The sequence below is a fragment of the Pseudomonas sp. LBUM1666 genome (assembly GCF_059695775.1).
In genome coordinates this window covers 4135259-4159096 of record NZ_CP166789.1, presented here as the reverse complement: position 1 = coordinate 4159096, position 23838 = coordinate 4135259, and the positions used below count along the sequence as shown (strand labels likewise).

20 protein-coding genes and 5 tRNA genes are annotated in these 23838 nt (G+C 59.7%); 15 read left to right on the top strand and 10 right to left on the bottom strand.

Annotated features, from left to right (window positions below; translation table 11 throughout):
- Positions 1–5: 5 nt before the first annotated feature.
- Together ACA056_RS19110 and ACA056_RS19105 are read left to right on the top strand one after the other, a co-directional pair.
- Positions 6–800, top strand: coding sequence for an exodeoxyribonuclease III (locus ACA056_RS19110; RefSeq protein ID WP_497266914.1), 795 nt, complete (start codon positions 6–8; stop codon positions 798–800).
- Between the two features lie 112 nt (positions 801–912).
- A complete protein-coding gene (locus tag ACA056_RS19105) occupies positions 913–1740 on the top strand; it encodes an arylamine N-acetyltransferase family protein (protein ID WP_497266912.1) in 828 nt (275 codons plus the stop codon).
- A 21-nt stretch (positions 1741–1761) separates the two neighbouring features.
- Here ACA056_RS19105 and ACA056_RS19100 read toward each other — a convergent pair whose 3' ends face one another.
- The 3 genes from ACA056_RS19100 to ACA056_RS19090 all read right to left on the bottom strand — a co-directional run bounded on the left by ACA056_RS19100 (position 1762) and on the right by ACA056_RS19090 (position 3291).
- Positions 1762–2247 carry a hypothetical protein gene (locus tag ACA056_RS19100; RefSeq protein WP_497266910.1) on the bottom strand — a complete coding sequence of 162 codons (486 nt, stop codon included), beginning with the start codon at positions 2245–2247 and terminating at the stop codon, positions 1762–1764.
- Positions 2248–2380: 133 nt separating this feature from the next.
- Entirely contained in the window at positions 2381–2833 is a 453-nt protein-coding gene (locus ACA056_RS19095; RefSeq protein ID WP_497266908.1) for a hypothetical protein, read from the bottom strand.
- Positions 2830–3291 carry a hypothetical protein gene (locus tag ACA056_RS19090; RefSeq protein ID WP_497266906.1) on the bottom strand — a complete coding sequence of 154 codons (462 nt, stop codon included), beginning with the start codon at positions 3289–3291 and terminating at the stop codon, positions 2830–2832. The genes ACA056_RS19095 and ACA056_RS19090 overlap by 4 nt, the downstream gene beginning before the upstream one ends.
- A gap of 185 nt (positions 3292–3476) precedes the next feature.
- On the opposite strand from ACA056_RS19090, the gene ACA056_RS19085 reads away from it, so the two are divergent.
- Complete coding sequence (locus ACA056_RS19085; protein ID WP_497266904.1) at positions 3477–4994, top strand: nucleobase:cation symporter-2 family protein; 1518 nt, start codon at positions 3477–3479, stop codon at positions 4992–4994.
- Positions 4995–5149: 155 nt separating this feature from the next.
- On the opposite strand, the gene ACA056_RS19080 is transcribed toward ACA056_RS19085, so the two are convergent.
- Positions 5150–5225: transfer RNA gene (locus tag ACA056_RS19080), tRNA-Asn, on the bottom strand.
- 227 nt (positions 5226–5452) lie between these two features.
- On the opposite strand from ACA056_RS19080, the gene ACA056_RS19075 reads away from it, so the two are divergent.
- A complete protein-coding gene (locus ACA056_RS19075) occupies positions 5453–5683 on the top strand; it encodes a hypothetical protein (protein ID WP_033061947.1) in 231 nt (76 codons plus the stop codon).
- On the opposite strand, the gene ACA056_RS19070 is transcribed toward ACA056_RS19075, so the two are convergent.
- Together ACA056_RS19070 and ACA056_RS19065 are read right to left on the bottom strand one after the other, a co-directional pair.
- Complete coding sequence (locus tag ACA056_RS19070; protein ID WP_497266902.1) at positions 5680–5880, bottom strand: hypothetical protein; 201 nt, start codon at positions 5878–5880, stop codon at positions 5680–5682. The two genes, ACA056_RS19075 and ACA056_RS19070, sit on opposite strands and share 4 nt — an antisense overlap.
- A 236-nt stretch (positions 5881–6116) precedes the next feature.
- Positions 6117–7313: an amino acid aminotransferase gene (locus tag ACA056_RS19065; protein ID WP_497266900.1), complete on the bottom strand. Its 1197-nt coding sequence runs from the start codon at positions 7311–7313 to the stop codon at positions 6117–6119.
- A 352-nt stretch (positions 7314–7665) separates the two neighbouring features.
- Here ACA056_RS19065 and uvrB point away from each other — a divergent pair, with 352 nt between their 5' ends.
- Positions 7666–9681: an excinuclease ABC subunit UvrB gene (uvrB, locus tag ACA056_RS19060; protein WP_489267238.1), complete on the top strand. Its 2016-nt coding sequence runs from the start codon at positions 7666–7668 to the stop codon at positions 9679–9681.
- A 130-nt stretch (positions 9682–9811) separates the two neighbouring features.
- Here uvrB and ACA056_RS19055 read toward each other — a convergent pair whose 3' ends face one another.
- Positions 9812–11362, bottom strand: a complete 1551-nt coding sequence (locus ACA056_RS19055) for an MDR family MFS transporter (RefSeq protein WP_497266898.1) — start codon at positions 11360–11362, stop codon at positions 9812–9814.
- Positions 11352–12401 carry an HlyD family secretion protein gene (locus ACA056_RS19050; protein WP_497266896.1) on the bottom strand — a complete coding sequence of 350 codons (1050 nt, stop codon included), beginning with the start codon at positions 12399–12401 and terminating at the stop codon, positions 11352–11354. The genes ACA056_RS19055 and ACA056_RS19050 overlap by 11 nt, the downstream gene beginning before the upstream one ends.
- A 219-nt stretch (positions 12402–12620) precedes the next feature.
- On the opposite strand from ACA056_RS19050, the gene gltX reads away from it, so the two are divergent.
- The 9 genes from gltX (at position 12621) to ACA056_RS19005 (ending at position 17892) form a co-directional block, all read left to right on the top strand.
- Positions 12621–14102, top strand: a complete 1482-nt coding sequence (gene gltX / locus ACA056_RS19045) for a glutamate--tRNA ligase (RefSeq protein WP_046047745.1) — start codon at positions 12621–12623, stop codon at positions 14100–14102.
- Between the two features lie 190 nt (positions 14103–14292).
- Positions 14293–14368 (top strand) — tRNA-Ala (locus tag ACA056_RS19040).
- Positions 14369–14447: 79 nt separating this feature from the next.
- Positions 14448–14523: transfer RNA gene (locus ACA056_RS19035), tRNA-Glu, on the top strand.
- A gap of 53 nt (positions 14524–14576) precedes the next feature.
- Positions 14577–14652 (top strand) — tRNA-Ala (locus ACA056_RS19030).
- A gap of 80 nt (positions 14653–14732) precedes the next feature.
- Positions 14733–14808, top strand: a tRNA-Glu gene (locus tag ACA056_RS19025).
- Positions 14809–14991: 183 nt separating this feature from the next.
- Positions 14992–15531: a TetR/AcrR family transcriptional regulator gene (locus tag ACA056_RS19020; RefSeq protein WP_008151286.1), complete on the top strand. Its 540-nt coding sequence runs from the start codon at positions 14992–14994 to the stop codon at positions 15529–15531.
- A 31-nt stretch (positions 15532–15562) separates the two neighbouring features.
- On the top strand, positions 15563–16396 hold the full coding sequence (locus ACA056_RS19015) for an alpha/beta fold hydrolase (RefSeq protein WP_497266893.1): 834 nt from the start codon (positions 15563–15565) through the stop codon (positions 16394–16396).
- 48 nt (positions 16397–16444) lie between these two features.
- Entirely contained in the window at positions 16445–16882 is a 438-nt protein-coding gene (locus ACA056_RS19010; protein ID WP_123365482.1) for an acyl-CoA thioesterase, read from the top strand.
- A gap of 50 nt (positions 16883–16932) precedes the next feature.
- Entirely contained in the window at positions 16933–17892 is a 960-nt protein-coding gene (locus tag ACA056_RS19005) for a tRNA dihydrouridine synthase (RefSeq protein ID WP_497266891.1), read from the top strand.
- Positions 17893–18028: 136 nt separating this feature from the next.
- On the opposite strand, the gene ACA056_RS19000 is transcribed toward ACA056_RS19005, so the two are convergent.
- Positions 18029–21307, bottom strand: coding sequence for an EAL domain-containing protein (locus ACA056_RS19000; RefSeq protein WP_497266889.1), 3279 nt, complete (start codon positions 21305–21307; stop codon positions 18029–18031).
- A 65-nt stretch (positions 21308–21372) separates the two neighbouring features.
- The gene (locus ACA056_RS18995) at positions 21373–22263 is read right to left on the bottom strand and encodes a LysR family transcriptional regulator (RefSeq protein WP_497266887.1); all 891 of its coding nucleotides are present in this window, start codon (positions 22261–22263) and stop codon (positions 21373–21375) included.
- A 146-nt stretch (positions 22264–22409) separates the two neighbouring features.
- Here ACA056_RS18995 and leuC point away from each other — a divergent pair, with 146 nt between their 5' ends.
- The gene (gene leuC, locus ACA056_RS18990; RefSeq protein WP_129443006.1) at positions 22410–23828 is read left to right on the top strand and encodes a 3-isopropylmalate dehydratase large subunit; all 1419 of its coding nucleotides are present in this window, start codon (positions 22410–22412) and stop codon (positions 23826–23828) included.
- Positions 23829–23838: the final 10 nt, after the last annotated feature.

Genomic DNA, 23838 nt, shown 5'->3' with positions numbered 1-23838 from the left:
GGAACATGAAGAACTTGAAAATCGCGACATTCAACGTCAACGGCATGCGCGCCCGACTGCCCAACTTGTTGGCCTGGTTTGAGCGAGAGCAGCCGGACATCGCGTGTTTGCAGGAGCTCAAGTCGGTTGACAGTGCATTCCCCGCCGCCGAGCTTGAGGCCGCTGGCTACGGCGCGATCTGGCAAGGTCAGTCTTCGTGGAACGGCGTGGCGATTCTGGCGCGGGATGCTCAGCCACTGGAAAGTCGTCGAGGTCTGCCGGGCGATGACAGCGACACCCATAGCCGGTATCTGGAGGCCGCCGTGCACGGGATTCTGGTGGGCTGCCTGTACCTGCCCAACGGCAACCCGCAGCCGGGGCCGAAGTTCGATTACAAGCTGGCGTGGTTCGAACGACTGATCCACTACGCGCAGACGCTTCAGGCCAGTGAGCATCCCGTAGTGCTGGCCGGTGACTACAACGTGGTGCCCACTGACCTGGACATCTACAACCCGCGATCCTGGCTGAAGGATGCGTTGCTGCAACCCGAAAGTCGCGAGTGTTATCAACGCCTGCTGGCCCAGGGCTGGACCGATTCCTTGCGCCATCTGTATCCAGAGGATCGGCTCTATACCTTCTGGGATTATTTTCGTCAGCACTGGCAAAAGAACTCAGGGCTGCGCATCGATCATCTGTTACTTAACCCGGCGCTGAGCCCTTATCTGCAGGAGGCCGGAGTCGATGCCTGGGTTCGCAACGAACCCCACGCGAGTGATCATGCACCGACGTGGATTCGGTTGAGTTCGCGCAAGCGGCGTTGAGATTGAAGTGTGTGGCGATTGGCTAAATCAATTGTCAGTTGAGCCGCTTTATCCCTTATACATGGCGCCCATCGGCGGAGAAATCCGCGGCCCCCTGCATAAGGACTGAGCAATGAGCGAGCCACACCTGAGCAATCTTGCGTTGTACCTGCAGCGCCTGGGCTTCGACGCGCCTCCGACGCCAACCCTGGAAACCCTGCGCCAACTTCAACTGCGCCACACCGGCGTCTTCCCGTTCGAAAACCTCAGCACGTTGTCGGGCCAGCCGGTGCTCATCGATCTGCCGTCAATCGAGCAAAAGGTCCTGCACGATGGCCGCGGTGGTTACTGCTACGAACTCAACAACCTGTTCCTGGCCTTGCTCCAGGCACTGGGCTTCGATGCTTGCGGCATCTCCGGCCGAGTGGTCATGGGCCAGCCCGAAGGAGCATGGACCGCCCGTACACACCGCTTGAGTCTGGTAACCCTGGACGGCGTTCGCTACATCACTGACGTCGGCTTCGGCGGCATGGTGCCCACCGCACCGCTGATGCTCGATACCCCGGCTGAACAGTTCACACCTCACGAACCCTATCGCATCGAGCCGCACGAGGATGGCTACACCCTGCGCGCCAACGTCGGCGGCGAATGGCGGGCGATGTACATTTTCGACTTGCAGCGCCAGGAAGACATCGATTACGCCGTTGGCAACTGGTACGTCTCGACCCACCCCGAATCGTCTTTTGCCAGGCAGCTGATGGTGGCGCGCACCGGCGAAGGGTGGCGCCGCACGCTGAACAACGGCAGTTTTGCGATTCATCGGATCGGCAGTGAGACTGAACGGCGGCAGGTGACTGATGTGGATGAATTGATGGGTTTGTTGCGCAGCGAATTCGACATTCGGGTGCCGCGGGAGGCGGCGTTGCGCCGGGTTATTGAAGGGCTGATTCAACAGCCCTGAGTCACATATCGCCCCTGAACCTCACAGCTGCAGCCCCTCCTGCACCACCGAAAGCAGAGTGTCTTCGGTCATGGCGATCGCATCCGGTTGTTGCCGGGATTGATCGATCGCCTGCAGCCACCACTGTGTCTCGCCGTGTTCGCTCACGGTTCGCAGCATTGAGAGTGCTTTTCCTTGGGGGCGGATCTCGACCCGCCCGGCACCATCCTCAGTGAAGCGTGCGACGGGGTCGAAGGTGAGGCTGTGGTGGTTGCCTTCAATCAGTAACTGGTCGATGGCGTAGTCGTAAGTCGCCCCGTCGGGATGACGCTCGAAGACGTGCGTAGGCACTCGCCGGATGTTCAGCCCGGCTTCGCTGAGCGGCGCCAGCCAAGCTTCGATGAGGTGGTACAGCTCGTAAACCTGCGCAGGCCAGCTGTCTATTTGGTGATCTGCACGGAGTGTCCGGTCGTCGCTGGAGTGCTGGGTTTGCTTCAGTTTCGCGGCGAGTTGGTCAGCCTTGCTCATGTCGATTTCCTATCGTGGTCTCAGTGAGAGCGTACCTCTATCAAGGTAGTGCACGTCTTGCCTTGCGTCATGTTGTCGGGAGGTTTTGCCCCTTCAAGGGGCTTGCTGACCAAGAGTCTCGCCGGCTCGCGCTTTATCGAATGTCCCGCCGCCACGATCCGCTCTTGGGATGAAAGCGCCTGCACGCCACGCCCAGTCTCGGGTAAATCCAGGGGATGCCGAACCGGCGAATCGTGAAGTAAAACCGATAATCGGCCAGGCCCGCGAAGGTCGCGAAAAAGTGCGCCTCGTCGAGCCATACCAGCTCTTCCAGATAGTACGAGCTGTACATGCATCCGACGACGTGTTCGCCCAATACGCTTTGAAGGTCTTTACTGATCAACGAAAAGCACACGGCTTCTTCAAAGGGGCAGTCGAAGTCGGTCACCAGCAGATAGCCGGACGCGGTTTCGTATTGGCGCAGCAACGTGCGACCAGAAATGGCCAGTGCTGAGCGGTGGCCGTCGATGATCAACGGTGATGCTTCGGGGTTCGGGTCGTCGGGGGCTTCAGGCTGCCAAAGGGCGAATCGCTCAAGGGTGTTCATGGTCGTGAGAGGGCCCGTGATTTTGCGTCACGTTGGATCTTCTGGACTCGACGCCACGCCCAATGGGTGATCAACCCGACTGCCGCGCCATCGATCAGCCAGAACGACCACAGCAACCGCCATTTGGGGTGAAGACAGACCAGCCCGGCGATCGCCACCCCAGCCAACACGCCAGTCGCCCAGTTGGCGTAACCCTTGGCGCTGAGCCAGGTGTACAGCGGCGTGAAGCCCACGAGCAGGGGCACCACGCCGAAAAACACGCCGCCAACCAAAAAAGTCACAAATACGCCAGCGCCAACCCAAAGGCCAACCTCCAGGTCAGCGGAATCCATGGCGTAGGGCAGGGCAATGGCCAGGGCTTGCACGGCGACCACGGTGCAAAACGCGCCAAAGGTCAGGGGCAGGATCTGGGCAAGGTGTTCGAGTGCTGAGCGATCTTTCAAGATGGCGGCTTCCATGTCCGTAATCGTCCGCAAGGGCTGCGGAGCGAGAGAGTTTATCAGGGAAGGTGCGGCGCAAGTCTCTGGTGTGGAATGGCCATGTGTCCATCATCTGACTGAAGAGTTGTATACAACTCTATAGACATTTGTCCTGAGTCTTGCATACAGTGTGCGCATAACAAAAACCAGGGAACCCCCCAACCATGAAAACGCCCCATGTTTCACACCAACGGCCTGAGGACGAAAATCTCGGGGTCGGCGCGAATATGGCTTACGGCCTGCAACACGTTCTGACCATGTACGGCGGCATCGTCGCGGTGCCTTTGATCATCGGCCAGGCGGCCGGGCTCTCGCCAGCGGACATCGGTTTGCTGATTGCTGCTTCACTGTTTGCGGGAGGCTTGGCGACATTACTGCAAACGCTGGGTTTACCGTTTTTCGGCTGCCAATTGCCGCTGGTACAGGGCGTGTCGTTCTCTGGCGTCGCGACAATGGTGGCGATTGTCAGCAGTGGCGGGGAGGGCGGGTTTCAATCGATTCTCGGGGCGGTGATTGCCGCTTCGTTGATCGGCCTGCTGATCACGCCGGTGTTCTCTCGAATCACCAAGTTTTTCCCGCCGCTGGTCACGGGCATTGTGATCACCACCATCGGCCTGACGCTGATGCCAGTGGCCGCACGCTGGGCCATGGGTGGCAACAGCCATGCCCCGGACTTCGGCAGCATGGCGAACATCGGTCTGGCGGCGGTGACGCTGGTGCTGGTGCTGCTGTTGAGCAAGATCGGCAGCGCGACCATCTCCCGCTTGTCGATCCTGTTGGCCATGGTCATCGGTACGGTGATCGCGGTGTTCCTCGGCATGGCGGACTTCTCGTCTGTCGCTCAAGGCCCGATGTTTGGCTTCCCGACGCCGTTCCACTTTGGCATGCCGGCCTTCCACTTCGCCGCGATCCTGTCGATGTGCATCGTCGTCATGGTGACCCTGGTGGAAACCTCGGCTGACATCCTGGCAGTGGGTGAAATCATCGGCACCAAGGTCGATTCCAAACGCCTGGGCAACGGCCTGCGCGCCGACATGCTGTCGAGCATGATCGCGCCGATCTTCGGCTCCTTCACCCAAAGCGCGTTCGCCCAGAACGTCGGGCTGGTGGCGGTGACCGGGATCAAGAGCCGCTTTGTGGTGGCTACCGGCGGTTTGTTTCTGGTGATCCTCGGGTTGCTGCCGTTTATGGGCCGCGTCATCGCCGCTGTACCGACGTCTGTCCTCGGCGGCGCCGGTATCGTGCTGTTCGGCACCGTGGCGGCCAGCGGTATTCGTACGCTGTCCAAGGTCGACTACCGCAACAACGTCAACCTGATCATCGTCGCCACCTCCATCGGCTTCGGCATGATCCCCATCGCTGCGCCGACCTTCTACGACCACTTCCCAAGCTGGTTCGCCACGATCTTCCACTCCGGCATCAGCTCCTCGGCGATCATGGCCATCGTGCTGAACCTGACCTTCAACCACCTCACTGCCGGTAACTCGGATCAGCAGTCGGTGTTCGCGGCCGGTACTGAGCGCGTCCTGCGTTATCAGGATCTGGCAGCGTTGCGCGAAGGGGATTATTTCAGTGAAGGCAAACTGCGTGACTGCGACGGGAATGAGATTCCGGTGGTGGAGGCGGACCATGGACCGGCGGAACCGCGCTCGGTGCATGCGAAAAGCAGTGAGCATGTCTGACGATTTATAGTCGGAGGATAAAAAGATCGCAGTCTGCGGCAGTTCCTGCATGTAGATACAAGGAGCTGCCGCAGGCTGCGATCTTTTGACTTTCATACCGACCACAAAAAAGCCCCTGAACCTTTCGATTCAGGGGCTTTTCGATATTGCTTGTCTGGCTCCACGACCTGGACTCGAACCAGGGACCCAGTGATTAACAGTCACTTGCTCTACCAACTGAGCTATCGCGGAATGGCGTGTATGTTACTGATTCAAAAAGAGAAGTCAAGCACCTGTTGGCCACTTGGTGGATTCATGGGGACGGACGGTGGTTTATCGACCGTGGGCGGTTACCAGAATCGCCTCAGAGGTCTACCATGGCCGCCCGGAAGTGGTTACACGCGCTGCCGGCCATTCGCCGAAAAGGTACGCGCCATGAATCACCCAACCAACACACCTCGCCACAACGGGGTGTTCGCATGAGCATCGCTCAGATCAGCCTGCCCAAAGGCGTCGGCCCTCACGCCGAAAAACTGTTCGACGCAATCACTCAGGCCAGCACCGCTGATGAACTGAACCGTGCCGGTGGCAAGGCAGAAGGTTTTGTATTGGGCCTGGAAAGCGCCAAGGCCATCAAAAGCCAGGTCGCCGAATCGCTCTACGTCGCCTATGACGACGCTGCCAGCCAGCGCGCAACCGAACTGGCCTAACCGCCGAAGGTGACGGTGGCGAGCATCAGTTTGGCGTACAACATCGTTGCGGTCAGCTGCACCAGCCACAAGGTCAGGCCGCCGAGAAACACGCCGGCAGCGATTTGCATCACCAGGTTGTTACTGCGTTTGGCCGGGGTGCGAGGCACGAAGTGGTCCAGCTCATCGCGGTCGGCGCGTAGGTCATCGTTTTTCATGTGGGTTCTCGTAAAATTCCTGGATGTACACAAAACCTGTAGGAGTGAGCCTGCTCGCGATAGGGCCATGACATTCAACATCATTGTCGCTTGACAGTCCGCTATCGCGAGCAGGCTCACTCCTACAGTTTGAATGGTGGGGAGTTTAGTGGGCGCAGCGGCGGCGTTGAGAATTATCTGCGACGAATAAAAAACGGGAAGCCCCAAGGCTTCCCGTTTTTCGTACCGCGCGAGACTCAGATCACCGCAACGATGGCCTTTGTCACTGCATCAATGTTGTTCTGGTTCAACGCCGCCACGCAGATGCGGCCGGTGTCCAGGGCGTAGATACCAAACTCGCTGCGCAGGCGGGTCACTTGCTCAACCGTCAGGCCGGAGTAGGAGAACATGCCGCGCTGACGACCGACGAAGCTGAAGTCACGCTGTGGCGCGTTTTTCGCCAGCAGGTCGACCATCTGGATGCGCATGCCGCGAATCCGCAGACGCATTTCAGCCAGTTCTTCTTCCCACTGAGCGCGCAGTTCCGGGCTGTTCAGCACGGCGGCAACGATGCTTGCACCATGGGTCGGCGGGTTGGAGTAGTTGGTGCGGATCACGCGTTTGACTTGCGACAGCACGCGTGCGCTTTCTTCTTTCGATTCACTGACGATCGACAGGGCGCCCACGCGCTCGCCGTACAACGAGAAGGATTTGGAGAACGAGCTGGAGACGAAGAAGGTCAGGCCCGATTCAGCGAACAGGCGCACGGCCGCGGCGTCTTCGTCGATACCATCGCCAAAGCCCTGGTAGGCCATGTCGAGGAACGGTACGTGACCTTTGGCTTTCACCACGTCCAGAACGTTTTTCCAGTCCGCCGCGCTCAGGTCCACGCCGGTCGGGTTATGGCAGCACGCGTGCAGGACAACGATGGAACCGGACGGCAGTGCGTTCAAGTCTTCCAGCAAGCCGGTACGGTTCACGTCGTGGGTCGCGGCATCGTAGTAGCGATAGTTCTGCACCGGGAAACCGGCGGTTTCGAACAGCGCGCGGTGGTTTTCCCAGCTCGGGTCGCTGATCGCCACGACAGCGTTCGGCAGCAGTTGCTTGAGGAAGTCGGCACCGATTTTCAGTGCGCCTGTACCGCCAACGGCTTGGGTGGTGATGACGCGGCCGGCGGCGATCAGTGGCGAGTCATTGCCGAACAGCAGTTTCTGCACAGCCTGGTCGTAGGCGGCAATACCGTCGATTGGCAAGTAGCCACGGGAAGCGTGTTGAGCGACGCGAATCGTCTCGGCTTCGACAACGGCGCGCAGGAGTGGAATTCGCCCCTCCTCGTTGCAGTAAACACCGACCCCCAGGTTGACCTTGTTGGTACGGGTATCGGCGTTGAATGCTTCGTTGAGGCCCAGGATTGGATCGCGTGGTGCCATTTCGACAGCGGAGAACAGGCTCATTTTTGCGGCGGCTCTGAATGGAATGTGGAGGGACGTGTCGCGCTCCAGCCGAATGCACTAGAGCGGTGCACAAACGGGGAGCTAGTATAGAGGCCATCTGCGATTGATGGCGACAGACGATTCGGCTTTTGCCGTAAGTTTTTCCGATTATTTCTCGACCGTTAGTCGATTGGCATCGTCAAAGGTTTTACCCGATGTAGGACGTTTGCCTTGAAAGCGCGGGCAATCGGCTCCACATTGAGCACAATCCAGTTTTTTCCTCGGGCGACATCGGTCGTTTGCGGTCTTTCCCGTTGCTGCCCGGTTCGCCCGGACAGGCGCGACTCCTGCTTCGAAAACCGAGAGGTATTTCATGTCTGAATTCCAGCTAGTCACCCGCTTCGAGCCCGCCGGCGATCAGCCGGAAGCCATCCGCCTGATGGTCGAGGGCATCGAAGCCGGGCTGGCGCACCAGACGTTGCTTGGTGTGACCGGCTCGGGCAAGACCTTCAGCATCGCCAATGTGATCGCCCAGGTTCAACGTCCAACCCTGGTGCTGGCACCCAACAAGACCCTGGCCGCGCAGTTGTACGGTGAGTTCAAAGCGTTCTTCCCGAACAATGCGGTCGAATACTTCGTTTCCTACTACGACTATTACCAGCCCGAAGCGTATGTGCCGTCATCGGACACCTTCATCGAGAAAGACGCCTCGATCAACGACCATATCGAGCAAATGCGGCTGTCCGCGACCAAGGCGCTGCTGGAGCGCAAGGACGCGATCATCGTCACCACGGTGTCGTGCATCTACGGTCTGGGCAGTCCGGAAACCTATTTGAAGATGGTGCTGCACGTGGATCGCGGCGACAAGCTCGATCAGCGTGCGTTGCTGCGTCGCTTGGCAGACTTGCAGTACACCCGCAATGACATGGAATTTGCCCGTGCAACCTTCCGGGTCCGCGGCGATGTGATCGATATCCACCCGGCGGAATCCGATTTCGAAGCGATCCGTATCGAGCTGTTCGATGACGAAGTCGAGAGCCTGTCAGCCTTCGATCCACTGACCGGCGAAGTGATCCGCAAGCTGCCGCGGTTCACGTTCTATCCGAAAAGCCACTACGTGACCCCGCGAGAAACCCTGCTGGGTGCCGTCGAAGGGATCAAAGTCGAGTTGCAGGAGCGCCTGGACTACCTGCGCTCCAACAATAAGCTCGTTGAGGCCCAGCGCCTGGAGCAGCGCACCCGTTTCGACCTGGAGATGATCCTCGAACTGGGTTATTGCAACGGCATCGAAAACTACTCGCGCTACCTGTCGGGCCGTGAATCCGGCCAGGCGCCACCAACTTTGTTTGACTACCTGCCGGCTGACGCCTTGCTGGTGATCGACGAATCCCACGTCAGCGTGCCGCAGGTCGGCGCCATGTATAAGGGTGACCGTTCGCGTAAAGAGACGCTGGTGGAATACGGTTTCCGTCTGCCGTCCGCGCTGGATAACCGGCCGATGCGCTTCGACGAGTTCGAAAACATCAGCCCGCAGACAATCTTTGTCTCGGCCACACCGGGCAATTACGAGGCGGAGCACGCCGGTCGCGTGGTCGAGCAACTGGTCCGTCCGACTGGCCTGGTGGACCCGCAAATCGAAATCCGCCCGGCGTTGACCCAAGTCGACGATCTGCTCTCGGAAATCGGCAAGCGCGTGGCGCTGGAAGAGCGGGTTCTGGTCACCACGCTGACCAAACGGATGTCCGAAGACTTGACCGATTACCTGGCCGACCACGGCGTGCGGGTGCGTTATCTGCACTCGGACATCGACACCGTGGAACGGGTCGAAATCATCCGCGATCTGCGTTTGGGCACCTTCGATGTGTTGGTGGGGATCAACCTGCTGCGTGAAGGCCTGGACATGCCGGAAGTCTCGCTGGTGGCGATTCTCGATGCGGACAAGGAAGGCTTCCTGCGTTCCGAGCGTTCGCTGATCCAGACCATCGGCCGGGCCGCGCGTAATCTCAATGGCCGGGCGATTCTCTACGCGGATCGCATCACCGGTTCCATGGAGCGGGCGATTGGCGAGACCGAGCGTCGTCGCGACAAGCAGATTGCCTTCAACCTGGCCAATGGCATCACGCCCAAGGGCGTGTTCAAGGACGTTGCCGACATCATGGAAGGTGCCACCGTGCCGGGTTCGCGCAGCAAGAAGCGCAAAGGCATGGCCAAGGCGGCCGAGGAAAACGCCAAGTACGAAGCGGAACTGCGCTCGCCGGGCGAGATCGCCAAGCGCATTAAAGCCTTGGAAGAGAAGATGTATCAGCTGGCGCGCGACCTGGAATTCGAAGCGGCGGCGCAGATGCGCGACGAGATTGGCAAGTTGCGTGAGCGGTTGATCACTGTCTGATTTCCGCTGAATTTGCTGGCCTCATCGCGAGCAGGCTCGCTCCCACATTGGACTTCTGTGTGTTCACTGTTATGTGAACATCAGAGAACCCTGTGGGAGCGAGCTTGCTCGCGATGGGGGCGCCTCGGTCTCAATGTGCCTCGCCAGCCTTCAATCCCGCTGGCAACGCCTTGGTCAGCAACACCGCCAGCATGCTGATCCCCAGCGCAATCCCGACAAAGTGAAACGCATCGTTGTAAGCCATGATCGACGCCTGCTGATGCGCGATTTCACTGAGCTTGCCCAGCGCTGCCGTCTCACTGCCAAACCGATCCGTCAGCGACGCCATGCGTTCGGCCACCTGTGGGTTGGTCGGCACAATCGCTTCACGTAAATAATCAAAGTAAGTCTTGGTTCGCGCATCCAGCAGGGTGGCGAGGAGGGCGATGCCAATCGCACCGCCCAGGTTGCGCAGGATGTTGAACAGGCTCGACGCCGACCCCGCGTCCTGCGGCAGAATGTACGCCGTGGCGATCAACGAGATGGTCACCATGATCAGCGGCTGGCCCAACGCGCGGATGATCTGGATTTGATTGAACTGCGGCCCGGCGAAGTCCGGGTTCAGTACGCCCGATGAAAAACTCGCCAATCCAAATAGCCCGAAACCCAACGTGCACAGCCATTTCGGCGAGACGTACTTCATCAGCTTCGGCACCAGCGGAATCAGAAACAGCTGCGGTACACCCATCCACATGATCACTTCGCCGATCTGCAAGGCGTTGTAGTTCTGGATCTGCGCCAGGTACAGCGGCAACAGGTAGATCGAGCCGTACAATCCGACACCCATCCCGACACTGGAAATACTCGATAAACCAAAGTTGCGATTGCGCAGGATGCCGAGGTTGATCAGCGGATTGGGCTTGGAAGTCTGCACGATCACAAAGGTGATCAGGCTGACTATCGCGATGCTCCCCAGGGTCACGATGAGGCTCGATTCCAGCCAGTCCTTGCGATGGCCTTCCTCCAAAAACACCTGCAAACAACCGAGCCCGACGCCCAGCGTGAGAATGCCCAGGTAGTCGGTGCTTTTCAGCAGTTCCCAGTGGGCTTCTTTCTTCTCCAGGCCGTACATCAGACCGGCGATCATGATCAGGCCCGGCGGAATGTTGATGTAGAAGATGTATTCCCAGCCCCAATTCTCGGTCAACCAACCGCCGAGGGTCGGGCCGATGGAGGGCGCGAACGTCGCGGTCATGGCGAACATGGCCATGCCTTTGGCGCGGTGGTGTTCGGGGAGTTTGATCAGCGTGAGGGTGAACGCCAGCGGGATCAGCGCGCCGCCGGTGAAACCCTGTAGCGCACGAAAGACGATCATGCTCTCCAGGCTCCACGCCATTGAGCAGAGCAGGGAGGCAGCGAGAAATCCGAGCGACACCCACACCGCCAGCCGTCGCGCCGAGAGCAACTGCACCAGCCACGCCGTCAGCGGGATCATGATGATTTCCGCCACCAGGTACGAGGTGGAAATCCACGAGCCTTCTTCCAGGGTGGCCGACAGCGCGCCTTGAATATCCTTGAGCGACGAGTTGGTGATCTGGATGTCGAGCACCGCCATGAAGGCACCGAGCATCACGCTCATGACCGCGATCCAGTCCCGCCGGCTCGGTTCGCCGACCGGGCGGATCAGTTGATCACCGGCCATCGTCAGGCGTGTCTTTGATGTTCACTTTAGCGGTGACCGACATGCCCGGACGAATCTTGCCTTGCAGCGGATTGTCCGCGGCGAAGGTCAGTTTTACCGGAATCCGTTGTACGACTTTGGTGAAGTTGCCGGTGGCATTGTCCGGCGGCAACAGGCTGAACTGCGCGCCCGAGGCGGCGAACAGGCTGTCGACTCGCGCATCGATTGGCATGTCGCTGTAGGCGTCAAAGATCAGTTCGGCTTTTTGGCCCGGCTGCATGTGGCCGATCTGGGTTTCCTTGAAGTTGGCCTGAATCCAGATGTCCTGATCCGGAACGATCGACATCAGGTAAGCACCCGCCTGCACATACTGGCCTTCGCGGGCGGCGCGCTGGCCGATCAGGCCGCTGATGGGCGCGTGGATTTCGCTGCGGGTCAGGTTCAGTTCGGCCTGGGCCAGATCGGTTTTGGCGTTGGCGATCATGGCGTCGAGGCGTTTGATCTCGGCGGCCAGGGTGTTGATTTGTTGACGCTGACTTTGGGCGTCCGCCTGTGCCTTGGTCACTTGCGAGCGGGCGATGTGGTTATCGGCGGAGAGGGTGGTCACCCGTTCTTCCGAGACATAGCCGGGTTTGCGCAGGGTCTGCGCGCGAGACAGGTCGATCTGCGAGCGGCCTAGGCTGGCCTGGCTGGACGCGACTTGCGCCTCGCTGGCGGCGATCAGGCTGGCTTGCTGAGTGAGTTTGCTTCGGGCTTGCAGGCGTTCGGCTTCACGGGTGGCGAGGGTAGCGTTGGCGCGGTCGACGGCGAGGTGGAAGTCATCGCCTTCGAGCTTGATCAGCAGCTGGCCTTTCTCGACGTGCTGGTTGTCCTGCACCAGCACCTGATCAATGCGCGCGCCCAGTTGACTCGACACACGGGTGATCTCGCCCTGGACATAAGCGTTGTCGGTGCTTTCATAAAACCGTCCCTTGAAGAACCACTGGGCAAAAAAGCCCCCGGCAATCAGCAGGACGAGCAGCAGGAAAATAGACAGGCGACGCTTGAGTTGGGCAGGCATGGGCAGACTGTAGTCGAGAAATTGTAAGGAAAGTTATCAGCGGTCGAATCTGGCATACAGCGAATGATGGGTAAATGCCATCGGCTGATAATCGGCCATTCACCAAGGCTAGAGCGCGTTGTAGACGCAACCTTGGCTTAAATGCCCTGCTCACTGGAGCCGGGCGGGCAACGCCTGTTACCATTCGCCCTTTGTTTTATCTTCATTTCGAGACTTGCCATGACCACCGTCCGCACTCGCATCGCGCCATCGCCTACCGGGGATCCCCACGTAGGTACCGCTTACATCGCTTTGTTCAACTACTGCTTTGCCAAGCAGCACGGCGGTGAGTTCATCCTGCGGATCGAAGACACCGACCAATTGCGTTCGACCCGCGAGTCCGAACAACAGATTTTCGACGCCCTGCGCTGGTTGGGTATCGACTGGAGCGAAGGCCCGGACGTTGGCGGCCCGCACGGTCCTTACCGTCAGAGCGAGCGTGGCGACATCTATCAGAAGTACTGCCAGCAGCTGGTCGAAATGGGCCACGCTTTCCCGTGCTTCTGCACCGCCGAAGAACTCGACCAGATGCGCGCCGAGCAAATGGCCCGCGGCGAAACCCCACGTTACGACGGCCGTGCGCTGTTGCTGTCCAAGGAAGAAGTCGATCGTCGCCTGGCCGCCGGCGAGCCGCACGTGATCCGCATGAAAGTGCCGAGCGAAGGCGTTTGCGTGGTACCGGACATGCTGCGCGGTGACGTCGAGATCCCGTGGGATCGTATGGACATGCAAGTGCTGATGAAGACCGACGGTCTGCCGACGTACTTCCTGGCCAACGTCGTCGATGACCACCTGATGGGCATCACCCACGTTCTGCGTGGCGAAGAGTGGCTGCCCTCGGCGCCGAAACTGATTCTGCTGTACGAGTACTTCGGCTGGGAACAACCAGAGCTGTGCTACATGCCGCTGCTGCGTAACCCGGACAAGAGCAAGTTGTCCAAACGCAAGAACCCGACCTCGGTGACGTTCTACGAGCGCATGGGTTTCATGCCGGAAGCGATGCTCAACTACCTCGGTCGCATGGGCTGGTCGATGCCGGACGAGCGCGAGAAGTTCTCGCTGCAGGAAATGGTCGACAACTTTGACCTGAGCCGCGTCTCCCTCGGCGGGCCGATTTTCGATGTCGAGAAACTGTCGTGGCTCAACGGCCAATGGCTGCGTGATCTGCCGGTGGAAGAGTTCGCTTCGCGCCTGCAAACATGGGCGCTGAACCCGGAATACATGATGAAGATCGCGCCGCACGTTCAAGGCCGGGTTGAAACCTTCAGCCAGGTGGCACCGCTGGCCGGTTTCTTCTTCGCTGGTGGCGTGAACCCGGACGCCAAGCTGTTTGAATCCAAGAAGCTGTCGGGCGATCAGGTGCGTCAGTTGATGCAGTTGATCCTGTGGAAGCTGGAAAGCCTGCGTCAGTGGGAAAAGGACAGCATCACCGCAACGATTCAGGCGGTGGTCGAATCCCTGGAACTGAAATTGCGTGACGCCATGCCGCTGATGTTTGCCGCGATCACTGGCCAGGCCAGTTCGGTGTCGGTGCTCGATGCGATGGAAATCTTAGGGCCGGACCTGACCCGTTTCCGTCTGCGCCAGGCGATCGACTTGCTGGGCGGCGTGTCGAAGAAGGAAAACAAGGAGTGGGAAAAACTGTTGGGCAATATCGCCTAAGGCTGTTTGATCCTGCGTAGGAGCTGCCGAAGGCTGCGATCTTTTGATCCTGCTCTTCGGCGCCACCCCGGTTTTTCAGGGGGAGGGCGGTAAGTGATTGTTATGTCGGCAAAAAACTTTGAAATATTTTAAAAATAAGTTTGACAGCCTTCCGATGCGCCATTAAGATTCGCCCCGTCCTCAGCGATGAGGGGCTATAGCTCAGCTGGGAGAGCGCTTGCATGGCATGCAAGAGGTCGACGGTTCGATCCCGTCTAGCTCCACCAATTTACACTTCAAGGTCTGGCCACACCGGCCTTGAAGCGATCAACTCTCAGGGTTGATCAGGTGTATAGAAGGGTTTGCGTCCCCTTCGTCTAGTGGCCTAGGACACCGCCCTTTCACGGCGGTAACAGGGGTTCGAGTCCCCTAGGGGACGCCAGTTTTACAGAAGCGATGTTGCAAAATGTCGCTCCGCCGCGAGGCGAAAAATCCGGGGCTATAGCTCAGCTGGGAGAGCGCCTGCATGGCATGCAGGAGGTCAGCGGTTCGATCCCGCTTAGCTCCACCAATTTTACAGTTCAAGGTCTGGCCACACCGGCCTTGAATCGATCAGCTCTCAGCACTGATCAGTTGTATAGAAGGTTTTGCGTCCCCTTCGTCTAGTGGCCTAGGACACCGCCCTTTCACGGCGGTAACAGGGGTTCGAGTCCCCTAGGGGACGCCACGATTACCCGCTCTGCGGGATTTTATAAGGGTCATTCAATTATTGAATGGCCCTTTTGTTTGTCTGGCGTTTGGCCAAATCCCCTATTTCTTTCAAACTGTTCTTCAGACCAGCGGTCACATCCACGACTTGCGTAAAATTATTATGAGAATAATATTCTAGTCGTAATATTCGGAGGCAACGATGAACGATAAAAAAGCTCAAACCCGCGAACGCATCCTCAAGGCTGCCAGCGCAGCGCTGATTCAGCGCGGCCCAGCCGAACCGAGCGTGGGCGAAGTGATGGGCGCGGCCGGCCTGACCGTCGGCGGCTTCTATGCGCATTTCGAAAGCAAGGACGCGATGATGCTGGAAGCGTTCAAGCAACTGCTCGGTCATCGCCGTGGCTTGATCGCCGACATGGATGCCGAATTGACCGGCGAAGAGCGTCGCGCGCTGGTTGCTGCGTTTTATCTGTCACGCAAACACCGTGATTCCTCTGATTCAGCGTGCCCGATTCCGGCTTCTGTCGGTGAGCTGGGGCGCCTGCCGGACGCGTTTCGCGTGGCGTTGAATGAGCATGTGGAAATGATGGTCGCGCAGTTGGCGGCCAGCCCGGAAGACACCGACAAAGCCTTGGCCGACATGGCCTTGATGGTCGGTGGTTTGGCTTTGGCACGGGCGCTGGGGCCAGGAGAATTGTCCGATCGATTGCTGCGCGCCGCCAAGTCTGCGGTGCTGTGACCTAAAGGCATTAGCCTGAGGAGTGAGAGCGATGAGCACGTTGAAGTGGGTTCGTGGCGTTAATGGCACCTTGGGCTGGTTCGCACCGAAACTGGTTGCGAGCAAAATGCGACTGGCATTCATGACGCCGCGGGAACTGCCGCCGCGTGATTGGGAATTGCCGCTGCTGGCGAAGTCCGAGCGAATCACCCTGCGCTTCGGCCTCTCGGCGCTGCGCTGGGGGCAAGGGCCCGCGGTGTTGCTGATGCACGGTTGGGAAGGCCGGCCGACGCAGTTTGCCAGCCTCATCACCGCGTTGGTCGATGCCGGTTACACCGTGGTTGCGCTGGACGGCCCGGCTCACGGTCGCTCGCCGGGCAACGAAGCGAACGTCGTGCTGTTTGCCCGAGCCATGCTTGAAGCCGCTGCCGAGTTGCCGCCGCTGCAAGCCGTCATCGGTCACTCCATGGGGGGCGCCAGTGCCATGCTCGCTGTTCAGTTGGGCTTGCGCACCGAAACCCTGGTCACTATCGCCGCACCTGCGCGGATTCTCGGCGTGTTGCGCGGTTTCGCCCGTTACGTTCGGCTGCCACCGAAAGCCCGTTCGGCGTTCATTCGTCAGGTCGAAAGAGACGTCGGCATGCGCGCTGCGGCACTGGATGTCGCGCACTATCAGCTCGACATGCCCGGCCTGATCGTTCATGCCGAAGACGACTGCTACGTTCCGGTCAAGGAATCGCAGCTGATCAACGAGGCCTGGTTTGACAGCCGTCTGTTGCGCCTGGAAGCGGGTGGTCATCAACGGGTACTGGCTGACCCTCGGGTGATCGAAGGCGTTCTCTCGTTGCTCGCCGGTCGCAGTCTGCAATCGCGCCAATCGGCTTGAGCATCCGTTACACTGCCCCGGTGAAAATTTTCTGACCGGGAGTGGGGCATGGGCTGGGATCGGGCAACGCCATTTATCATTGATCTGGAAGTGGGCGCAGAGGACATCGATGGGCTGGGTCACGCGAACAACGCGGTGTACGTGACCTGGCTCGAACGTTGTGCCTGGCGCCACTCCCAGCGCCTTGGCCTGGACCTGGTCGAATATCGTCGGCTGGATCGGGCGATGGCGGTGGTGCGGCACGAGATCGATTACCTGGCGGCTGCCTATGAAGGCGATGAGTTGCAATTGGCGACCTGGATCGTCGATTGGGACCAGCGCCTGAAAATGACCCGACACTTCCAGTTGAAGCGCCCCAGCGACAACACCACGTTGCTGCGGGCGCAGACCACCTTCGTCTGCATCGAACTGTCGACCGGCAAGCCCAAGCGCATGCCAGCGGAATTCATCGAGGGCTACGGCCCTGCGTTGCAAGTCGCGATCTAATCGACGCTTTCGAGTAAACTGCCGCACGTTTTTCGTTGAGTGTGTTTTTCATGCAAATTGCTTTGGCGCCCATGGAGGGGTTGGTCGACAACATCCTGCGGGACGTATTGACCCGTGTGGGCGGTATCGATTGGTGCGTGACCGAGTTCATTCGGATCAACGATCAACTGCTCACGCCTGCCTATTACCACAAGTTCGGCCCGGAGCTGTTGACCGGCGCCCGCACGGCATCCGGCGTGCCGCTGCGGGTGCAGCTGCTCGGTTCCGATCCGGTATGCCTGGCGGAAAACGCCGCGCTGGCCTGCGAACTGGGTTCCGAGGTCATCGACCTGAACTTCGGCTGCCCGGCCAAGACTGTGAACAAGTCCCGTGGCGGTGCGGTGCTGCTCAAAGAACCTGAGCTGCTGAACCGGATCGTCGAACATGTCCGTCGTGCTGTTCCGGCGCACATTCCGGTGACTGCCAAGATGCGCCTCGGCTTCGACAGCCCGGACGGTGCGCTGGTGTGTGCCACGGCCCTGGCCGAAGGTGGCGCGGCGCACATCGTGGTTCACGCGCGGACCAAAACTGACGGCTACAAGCCGCCAGCCCATTGGGAATGGATCCCCCGGGTGCAGGATGTGGTCAAGGTTCCAGTGTTCGCCAACGGCGACATCTGGAACGTCGAAGACTGGCGTCGTTGCCGCGAAATCAGCGGCGTCGAGGACATCATGCTCGGTCGCGGCCTGGTGTCGCGCCCGGACCTGGCACGGCAAATCGCAATGGCGCGGGCCGGTGAGGACGTCGTCGAGATGACCTGGGCCGAGCTGCTGCCGCTGATTCAGGATTTCTGGCTGCAAGCCAAGGCGCAGATGACAGCACGGCAATCGCCAGGTCGCTTGAAGCAGTGGCTGGCGATGCTGACCCGCAATTATCCCGAAGCGGTCGAGCTGTTCACCGTACTGCGTCGCGAAACCGAACTGGATCATGTCTCGCGTTTACTGGGTCTTCAGGTGTCCGAAGCAGCCTGAAAAAATCTGTAAATAATCTCTTGAAAAGCAATCAGCGGTCCTTGTTTAAGGATTACGCGATGCCGAATTCGGGTCGCGGAGACACACTAAGGCAGAGCAATGAAAAGGGCGCCACTGGCGCCCTTTTTTGCGCCCGTCACTTGAGCAACTTCTGAAAATCCTCCACCGGCAGCGGCGGGCTGTGCAAATACCCCTGATAGAAATGGCAGCCCAGACCCTGCAAGAATTCCAGCTGCTCCGGCGTCTCTACCCCCTCGGCAATCACTTTCAATTCCAGGCTGCGGGCCATGGCAGCGATGGCGCGGATGATCTCGGCGTCGTTGGGGTCGGTGGTGGCGTCGCGGATGAACGATTGGTCGATTTTCAGGGTGTCGACCGGCAGACGCTTGAGGTAGGTCAGCGAGGAATAACCGGTGCCGAAATCGTCCATGGCAAAACTCACGCCGAGTTTTTTGAGGCTACGCATTTTGTTGATGGTGTCTTCCAGGTTCTGGATCACGATGCCTTCGGTGATTTCCAGTTTCAGCAGCGAGCAGGGCAGACCATGGCTGGCGAGGCTGTGTTCGATGCGTTCGACGAAGTCGTTTTGGCGAAATTGCCGCGGGCTGATGTTCACGCACAGGCTGAAGTCCAGCGGATCGACCAGGCCTTTGGCGATCAGCTGTTTGAAGGCGCTGCAGGCCTCGTCGACGATCCAGGTACCCACTTCCAGAATCAGTCCGCTGTCTTCCAGCACCTTGATGAACTCGGTGGGCGATTGCGCGCCGAGTTCCGGGTGGTTCCAGCGCACCAGCGCTTCGGCACCGACGATGCGGTCGTTCCGGGCGTCCACCTGAGGCTGGTAGTGCACGCGGAACTCACCCCGGGAAAGGGCCAGACGCAGGTCGGTTTCCATGCGCAAGCGTTCGCTCGCCGCTTTCTGCATGGTGTTGTGGTACATCTGCGTGGTATTGCGGCCTGAATCCTTGGCCCGGTAGAGGGCGATATCGGCGCGTTTGAGCAGGTCGGTCGGGGTCGAGCCGTGATCGGGAATCAGCGCGATGCCGATGCTCGGGGTTACTTGCAGGCGTTGTCCGTCCAGGAACATCGGCTCCGACAGCAGTTCACGCAAGGTGTCCGCCAGTTGCAGGACTTGCTCGCTGACCTCGTTACGCGAGCCTTCGAGCCCGCTGAGCAGCACCACGAATTCGTCACCGCCCAAACGTGCGACGGTGTCTTCCATGCGCACGCTGGCTTCGAGGCGCGCGGTGATGATTTTCAGCACGGTATCGCCCACCGGATGACCGAGCGAATCATTGATGTGCTTGAAGTGATCAAGATCGAGAAACAACAGGGCGCCGCGCAGGTTGTGGCGCTTGAGCAGGGCGATCTGCTGGCTCAGGCGATCCATCAGCAATGCGCGGTTGGGCAGGTTGGTCAGCGGGTCGTGGTAGGCCAGGTGACGGATCTGCGCTTCAGCGTTTTTCAGCAGGCTGACGTCCCGCGCGGTCAGCAGCAGGCAAGCGGTTTCGTTGAGGGTGATCGGTTCTACCGAAACCTCGACAGTCAGCAACTCGCCGCGTTTATTGCGCCCGAGCATTTCCTGGTGATGTACCCGGCCCTTGATCTGCAGTTCGGCGAGCAGTGCCGAACGTTGTTTTTCCTCGGCCCAGATGCCGACCTGATACACCGTGCGACCGACCACTTCATCGGCGCGGTAGCCGGTCAGGCGGCAGAAGCCATCGTTAACCTCCAGATAACGCCCGGTGTCACGCTCGGTGATGGTGATGGCGTCGGGGCTGGAGTGGAAGGCCTTGGCGAACTTCTCTTCGCTGGCCTTGAGCGCCGCTTCCGAGCGTTGTTGCTGGGTGATGTCGCGCAGGGTGGTGACGATGCACGGCTGGTCGCCGACGCTGATCTGGCGGCTGGAAATCACACAGGTCAGGGGTTGCCCGTCTTTGTGCTGAACCAGGATCGCCACGTTGTTCAAGCCCTGTTCGCGGATGACCTGCTCGATCCGTCGCAGGCTTTGCGCCGAAGCGTCCCAAAGACCGATTTCGTCGGCGCTGCGGCCAATCACGTCGTCGGCGCTCCAGCCGAAGGTCTGGGTGAAGCTGGAGTTGATCTCGATAAATTGGCCGGTGTCCTGACGGGTCACGCAAATCGGGTCCGGGCTGACCTGAAACAGGGTGGCGAACTTCTCTTCGGACGCCACCAGAAGCTGCTCCCGCTCCACCTGGTCGGTGATGTCGAGCAGCGTACCGGCCATGCGCAGCGGGACACCGTTTTCATCGCGATAGAGTCGGGCGCGGCTTTCCAGGTAGCGTGAGCTACCGTCCGGCAGTTGCACGCGGTAGGTCAGTTGATAATTGCCGGCAGGGCCTTCTCGCAGGCTGCGATAGGCGTCGCGCATGGTATCGCGCTCTTCGCCGGGCACGCCTTCAAAAAAATCGTCGAAGGATTCATGGAAAGGTATGGCTTCCAGCCCGTGCAGTTGGGCGGCGCGAGCCGAGCCGTACAGCATGCCGCTGGGAATGTGCCAGTCCCAGGTGCCGAGTTGCGCTGAATCCAGCGCCAGGTCGAGGCGCTCCTGGCTGTCTTTCAGGGCATGTTCGGCGGCTTTGCGTTCGGTGGTGTCAAGGAACGTACTCAGCAGATAAGGCTGGCCTTCAAGCTCGACCTTTTGCGCGCTGAGGATGCCGTCGTGGATCTGGCCGTTGCTGGCACGAAATTGCACCTCCATGTTGATCAGTTCGCCCTTGGCCTTGGTGGCTTTGACGAGTTGCGCCCGTTGTTCCGGATGCACCCAGAGGCCCAGTTCCAGGGTGGTGCGGCCAATAGCGTCCTGTACTGGCCAGCCAAACAGGCTTTCGAAATACTGGTTGGCTTCGCTGATCAGGCCGTCTTCCTGGCGAGTCAGCAGGACCATGTTCGGACACAGGTGGAACAACGTGGCGAAGCGTTTTTCCGAGCTGCTCAACGCCTGTTCGCGCTGGCGCTGGTGGGTGATTTCACGGATCACGCCAATCATCCGTGGCCGGCCGTGTTTGTCCGGTAGCAGGCTGCCGTTGATCTCCAGCCAGTGCAGGCTGCCGTCTGGCCAGCGGATGCGGTGATGCATCGCCTGTTCCAGCGGGGCGCCGGCGATCACCGCGTCGAAGGCGCGAATGGTTTTCGCCCGATCCTCTGGCGGCAGCAAGTCGAGGTATTCCAGATCCGCCGGCAGTGGTTGCCGGGGATCGAAGCCGAACAGCGCCTGGGTACCCCGCGACCAGCTGATCTGCCCACGTTCGATGTCCCAATACCAGGCGCCCAAACGTGCACCGTTGAGGGCGGCCAGCAATTGTGGGGCGCTTTCCCAGCTCTGCTCGGACCGTTTTGGGTCAAGCGCCTGTATACGCGGCATCGTCGGAATACGGTCAACAGATTTCGGCATTGGCAAGCCTTGGCTGAGTGGGGTGTCAGGTTCAGTGACTCGAGGCTCTATAGGCGTAGCACAGCTTAGCCGAGAGTCCCTGGCAGATCGATTTGTGCATCCAGCAAAGCCATGAAGGCCCGTGCCGCATTCGACAGCGTCCTTTCCGTGTGCAGGATATAGCCTAGCTGGCGAGTGAGTTGTATGCCTGGTAAAGGTATTCGCGCAACCTGATCATCAAGCATGGTGCGCGGCAACACGCTCCAGGCCAGGCCGATCGAGACCATCATCTTGATGGTTTCCAGATAATTCGTGCTCATGGCGATGTTCGGCGTCAGGCCTTGAGCTTCGAACAGGCGCCGGACAATGTGGTGAGTAAAGGTGTTGCCGCCGGGGAAAACCGCCGGGTGCAGGGCGATGTCCGCCAGGTTGACCGGGCCATGGCTGATCAGCGAGTGCTCCGGGGCGACCACGAAGTCCAGCGGGTCGTCCCACACTGGCGTGGCCTTGACCAGTGCGTGGGGCTCCGGCGCCAGGGTGATGACCGCCAGTTCGGCGCGGCCATGGAGGATTTCTTCGTAGGCCACTTCCGAATCGAGGAACTGAATATCCAGCGCCACTTGTGGGTAACGTCGAGTGAACTCCCTTAATAAGGGGGGTAAGCGGTGCAGACCGATGTGGTGGCTGGTGGCCAGGGTGAGGCGGCCGGACACTTCGCCGGTCAGGTTGGTCAGGGCGCGGCGGGTGTCGTCCAGCACATTCAGGATCTGATAGGCCCGCGGCAGCAAGGCACGACCGGCCTCGGTCAGGCTGACTTCACGGCCCAGGCGATCGAACAGGCGCACCTTCAATTGCTGCTCCAGCCCGGCAATGCGCTTGCTGATCGCCGGTTGCGTCAGGTGCAGCCGTTCGCCCGCGCCGGAGAAACTCCCGGTCTCGGCAATCGCGATAAAAGCGTTGAGGTTGGCCAGATCCATTGTGGTATTCCAGTTGGTTATCCAAAGCATAAAAAATATGAATTTGAGTTATTTAATGTAACCCCCTAGGATCGACCTCACAAGCCAAGGGGTTATTGAGTTGTTCAAAATCCACGGCATAGAAACAAGCTGATGAGGACCGTCTGATGGCCGGCAAAACGCTTTACGACAAGCTTTGGGATTCCCATGAAGTGAAACGGCGCGACGATGGGTCGTCGCTGATCTATATCGACCGCCACATCATCCATGAAGTGACTTCGCCCCAAGCTTTCGAAGGCCTGCGTCTGGCCGGGCGCAAGCCTTGGCGCGTCGACTCGATCATCGCCACCCCGGACCACAACGTACCGACCACCCCTGATCGCAAGGGCGGTATCGAAGCGATTACCGACCAGGTCTCGCGTTTGCAGGTTCAGACCCTCGACGACTACTGCGACGAATATGGCATCACCGAATTCAAAATGAATGACGTGCGTCAGGGCATCGTTCACGTGATCGGTCCGGAGCAGGGCGCAACCTTGCCGGGCATGACCGTTGTTTGCGGCGATTCGCACACCTCGACCCACGGCGCGTTTGGCGCTTTGGCCCACGGCATCGGGACTTCCGAGGTCGAGCACGTGTTCGCCACGCAGTGCCTGGTGGCCAAGAAAATGAAAAATATGCTGGTGTCGGTCGAAGGCAAATTGCCGTTCGGCGTGACGGCAAAGGACATCGTGCTCGCCGTCATCGGCAAGATCGGCACCGCCGGCGGTAACGGCCACGCCATCGAGTTCGCCGGCAGCGCCATTCGCGACTTGTCCGTCGAAGGCCGCATGACCATCTGCAACATGTCCATTGAAGCCGGCGCTCGTGTTGGCCTGGTGGCTGCCGACGAAAAAACCGTGGCTTACGTCAAGGGCCGTCCATTTGCCCCGAAAGGCGCGGAATGGGACATGGCGGTCGAAGCCTGGAAAGACCTGGTTTCCGACACCGATGCGGTGTTCGACACCGTCGTCGAACTCGACGCTACTCAGATCAAGCCGCAAGTCAGCTGGGGCACTTCGCCCGAGATGGTCCTGGCGGTTGATCAGAACGTGCCGGACCCGGCGAAGGAAATGGACCTGGTCAAACGCGGTTCCATCGAGCGCGCCTTGAAATACATGGGTTTGAGCGCCAATCAGGCGATCACCGACATTCAACTGGACCGGGTCTTCATTGGTTCCTGCACCAACTCGCGGATCGAAGACTTGCGCGCTGCGGCGGTGATCGCCAAGGGCCGTAAAGTCGCTTCGACCATCAAGCAAGCCATCGTAGTGCCGGGCTCGGGCCTGGTGAAGGCGCAAGCCGAGGCCGAAGGCCTGGACAAGATTTTCCTCGAAGCCGGTTTCGAGTGGCGTGAACCGGGTTGCTCGATGTGCCTGGCGATGAACCCGGACCGCTTGGAGTCGGGCGAGCATTGCGCTTCGACCTCCAACCGCAACTTCGAAGGGCGTCAGGGCGCCGGTGGCCGTACGCACCTGGTCAGCCCGGCCATGGCCGCGGCGGCTGCCGTCCACGGTCGTTTCATCGACGTTCGCGAACTGATCTGAGGAACCGCAC

Bases quoted from the DNA above. Each gene is read 5' to 3' on its own strand.
- ACA056_RS19000 (WP_497266889.1), bottom strand. From the start codon at position 21,307: ATGCCGAAATCTGTTGACCGTATTCCGACGATGCCGCGTATACAGGCG.
- ACA056_RS19015 (WP_497266893.1), top strand. From the start codon at position 15,563: ATGAGCACGTTGAAGTGGGTTCGTGGCGTTAATGGCACCTTGGGCTGG.
- ACA056_RS19010 (WP_123365482.1), top strand. From the start codon at position 16,445: ATGGGCTGGGATCGGGCAACGCCATTTATCATTGATCTGGAAGTGGGC.
- ACA056_RS19075 (WP_033061947.1), top strand. From the start codon at position 5,453: ATGAGCATCGCTCAGATCAGCCTGCCCAAAGGCGTCGGCCCTCACGCC.
- ACA056_RS19085 (WP_497266904.1), top strand. From the start codon at position 3,477: ATGAAAACGCCCCATGTTTCACACCAACGGCCTGAGGACGAAAATCTC.
- ACA056_RS19110 (WP_497266914.1), top strand. From the start codon at position 6: ATGAAGAACTTGAAAATCGCGACATTCAACGTCAACGGCATGCGCGCC.
- gltX (WP_046047745.1), top strand. From the start codon at position 12,621: ATGACCACCGTCCGCACTCGCATCGCGCCATCGCCTACCGGGGATCCC.
- ACA056_RS19020 (WP_008151286.1), top strand. From the start codon at position 14,992: ATGAACGATAAAAAAGCTCAAACCCGCGAACGCATCCTCAAGGCTGCC.
- ACA056_RS19070 (WP_497266902.1), bottom strand. From the start codon at position 5,880: ATGAAAAACGATGACCTACGCGCCGACCGCGATGAGCTGGACCACTTC.
- ACA056_RS19100 (WP_497266910.1), bottom strand. From the start codon at position 2,247: ATGAGCAAGGCTGACCAACTCGCCGCGAAACTGAAGCAAACCCAGCAC.
- ACA056_RS19005 (WP_497266891.1), top strand. From the start codon at position 16,933: ATGCAAATTGCTTTGGCGCCCATGGAGGGGTTGGTCGACAACATCCTG.
- ACA056_RS19050 (WP_497266896.1), bottom strand. From the start codon at position 12,401: ATGCCTGCCCAACTCAAGCGTCGCCTGTCTATTTTCCTGCTGCTCGTC.
- uvrB (WP_489267238.1), top strand. From the start codon at position 7,666: ATGTCTGAATTCCAGCTAGTCACCCGCTTCGAGCCCGCCGGCGATCAG.
- ACA056_RS18995 (WP_497266887.1), bottom strand. From the start codon at position 22,263: ATGGATCTGGCCAACCTCAACGCTTTTATCGCGATTGCCGAGACCGGG.
- ACA056_RS19105 (WP_497266912.1), top strand. From the start codon at position 913: ATGAGCGAGCCACACCTGAGCAATCTTGCGTTGTACCTGCAGCGCCTG.
- ACA056_RS19055 (WP_497266898.1), bottom strand. From the start codon at position 11,362: ATGGCCGGTGATCAACTGATCCGCCCGGTCGGCGAACCGAGCCGGCGG.
- ACA056_RS19090 (WP_497266906.1), bottom strand. From the start codon at position 3,291: ATGGAAGCCGCCATCTTGAAAGATCGCTCAGCACTCGAACACCTTGCC.
- ACA056_RS19065 (WP_497266900.1), bottom strand. From the start codon at position 7,313: ATGAGCCTGTTCTCCGCTGTCGAAATGGCACCACGCGATCCAATCCTG.
- ACA056_RS19095 (WP_497266908.1), bottom strand. From the start codon at position 2,833: ATGAACACCCTTGAGCGATTCGCCCTTTGGCAGCCTGAAGCCCCCGAC.
- leuC (WP_129443006.1), top strand. From the start codon at position 22,410: ATGGCCGGCAAAACGCTTTACGACAAGCTTTGGGATTCCCATGAAGTG.